At 35.8% G+C, this 2,502-nt stretch carries 2 protein-coding genes; both read right to left on the bottom strand.

From position 1 onward, the window contains the following. Positions 1 to 120 precede the first annotated feature (120 nt). Positions 121 to 642: a signal peptidase I gene (lepB, locus tag KI369_RS23650; protein WP_212957607.1), complete on the bottom strand. Its 522-nt coding sequence runs from the start codon at positions 640 to 642 to the stop codon at positions 121 to 123. An 81-nt stretch (positions 643 to 723) separates the two neighbouring features. Next, a partial coding sequence (locus KI369_RS23645; protein WP_212957605.1) for a peptidoglycan D,D-transpeptidase FtsI family protein occupies positions 724 to 2,502 on the bottom strand: 1,779 nt, incomplete at its 5' end.

The following is a 2,502-nucleotide window of genomic DNA, read 5'->3' as shown; positions in this document are numbered from 1 at the left end:
ACGGGCAGTTGATCTCCCACCTAACTCCTTTGTACAGCTGAATTTTGAGGTGGTGGTCTTACTGCCCGTTAATGCGGGGTAAAGTGAAACTTTAATAAGTGGGGTTTTGTATAACCCCACTTATTCTATAATCTTCATTTTTGAAAAAGGATAATATACAAATTCCACTTTGCCTATTATATTATCTTCTTCAATATATCCTAAGCCGTTTCGACTATCTCTACTAAGTTCACGATTATCTCCCATTACAAATAACTTATTTGGCGGGATTTTTGTCTTTTGAAAGTTATAAAACACTTGCGTATTATTGAATAAATCTTTATTTGTATACGGTTCTTCTTGCTTTTTATCATTTACATATACAGATCCATTCGTTATGTTAATTACGTCACCAGGAAGTCCTATTACTCGTTTCACATAATATTTCGACTCATCCTCTTCCTTTATAATGACAATTTCTCCATGCTCTAGATTAGAAAAATGTACCGCTGCTTTATTTACAAATACGTAGTCTTCTTCATATAAAGTTGGTTGCATCGATTTTCCTTCCACTTTACATAAAGTAAAAGAATGATAGGCTACTACCAAAACAAACACAAACAGTATGTATTTCCCCCAGCCTCTTTTCATCTCATGTTTCATATCCATTCCCACCTTATTTAAACGCTTTTTAACTCAAAAATATATCACTGCACAATATATCTCCATGCAGTGATACTATTTTTACTGGGCCTTGTTCGGTTGTTCTACTGGGACTGGATTTCCACCCGCTCTTTTTGCTTTCAATTCAAAATACGCATCCAAAATCTCTTTACCAATCGCGGAATTAATTCCTGATTTGTCATCATTCACCCAAGGTACAACAACTGAAAAAGCTACTTCTGGATCAGCATCATATGGTGCATAACCGGCAAGAGTTAAATTATAACATTTTTTTCGGTTATAGTTTTCATCTCTTCCAATATCACTTTCTCCACCATATACAGTTTCAGCTGTTCCTGTTTTTCCAGCTGGTTTATACGGTAATCCTTTAAACGTTGCAGTACCTGTCCCGTCAGTTTCTTGAAAAACTCTTCTAAATCCTTCTTTTACATGATTAATGTATGAAGTGTCCATATCCACTCGATTTAAAATAACTGGTTCAATAGACCGAACAACTTTTCCAACATCCTCTGGTCTATGTGGTTGCTCTCTCACTTCTTGTACAATTTGTGGTTTCATTCGGTAACCGCCGTTTGCAATTGTTGACATATATTGAGCAAGTTGAAGCGGCGTATATGTATCATATTGTCCAATCGCATAATCAAGTAAAAAACCAGGTATGTCATCTGTTCTACCCATTTGACCAATCGATTCATTCGGCAAGTCAATTCCAGTCGGTACACCTAAGCCAAACTGTCTAAAGTAGTAGCGCATTTTATTGAATGTCTCTTTTTTAATATCTAGCGGATTGTTTGGCACATAATTTATACCCGCCATTTTTAATGCTGTATTAAACATATAAACGTTTGATGAAACTTGTAAAGCTCTTAAATCATCAATATCACCAAAGTCTTTCCACGATTTCTTCGGCTTAGTACTTCCTTTAAAATACATTGGTGCATCAAAGAAATGCGTAAACGGCTTAATTGTTTCAGTTTGATATCCGGCTAATAACGTAGCCCCTTTCACAGTTGATCCTAACTCATAAGAACTTGTCATCGTTCCTAAAGCAAAGTCTTCTATTTGCATGCCACCATCTTTATTTACAATTTTCTTCCCAGCCATTGATAAAATTTGCCCGTTTTTCGGGTTCATCATTACAACGAACGCGCGATCCATCATCGGCTCTGCAGAATGAAACGCTCGTAAATTCTTTTCAAGACTTTCCTCTACTTTTTTCTGTAACTCCATATCCACTGTTAACATTAAATTATTTCCACTTTTTCCTTCAGTCACTTTTTCTGTCCGAATAATATTTCCCGCTTTATCCATAATAGTTTTCGACTGTTCTTTCGTTCCATGTAATGCATCTTCGTACTGTTTCTCGATATAACTCTTTCCAATGCGATCATTTCGGTTATAATCACGCACTAAATAATAATCTAAATGTTCTCTTGGCAAGCCCTCATTTTCAGTAGAAACGCTACCAAGGATTGAACGAAGTATTTTATCATTTGGATATTCACGTTCCCAGTCTACTGTCGTATCCACCCCTGGCAAACTTGCCAATCTTTCACTTACGACTGCATATTCATTTTGACTTACATCTTTTTTAACGATTTGCGGCGTCATTTTATATCCCGCATTCATTCTACTTTTAATTGCTAGTACTTCTAAATCCTCTTTTGAAAGTTCACTTAATTCTTCTTGCGTAATTCTTTCCCTACGTAACTCTTCTACTTTTTTATCTAATTCTTTCCCTTCCATCTCTTGCTTCCTAAATGTATTCTCATCTTCTTTTGTCACTTTTGCTGCAGCACGCTTTTCATTTAACTGCATCCAAAAATCTTTCTTATCTGT

Source organism: Bacillus sanguinis (assembly GCF_018332475.1).
Taxonomy (GTDB): Bacteria; Bacillota; Bacilli; order Bacillales; family Bacillaceae_G; genus Bacillus_A; species Bacillus_A sanguinis.
The sequence above is the reverse complement of the archived record's forward strand: the minus strand, read 5'-3'. Positions and strand labels throughout refer to the sequence as shown.